Origin of the sequence: Blautia sp. DFI.1.216 (assembly GCF_020594215.1) — a bacterium.
Classification (GTDB): Bacteria; Bacillota; Clostridia; order Lachnospirales; family Lachnospiraceae; genus Blautia_A; species Blautia_A wexlerae.
Genome location: NZ_JAJDML010000263.1, coordinates 1 through 225 on the forward strand (window position 1 = coordinate 1; position 225 = coordinate 225).

The window sequence follows — 225 nt, forward strand, 5'->3', positions numbered from 1 at the left end:
GATCAAAATCAAAGCGTGCAGGATTCTTTTTTGTAGTATGCACCAGATGCTCTGCGGCATTAAACCGCCTTTTTGCATCAGGGATCTCTGCCAGTTTCTCCCACACCTGCTCATATATTTCTGTCAGGTAACTGACCGCAGAACGGTAGATTTCCAGTGTCTGGCGGACCGGGATATTCTGTTTTCGTAATTCTACGCCATAGCTGGATACGGTCTGCATCTCTT

General features: G+C 46.7%; 1 pseudogene. It reads right to left on the reverse strand.

From position 1 onward, the window contains the following. Window positions 1-225: pseudogene (locus LJE11_RS19650) on the reverse strand (IS200/IS605 family accessory protein TnpB-related protein); the annotation flags it as partial.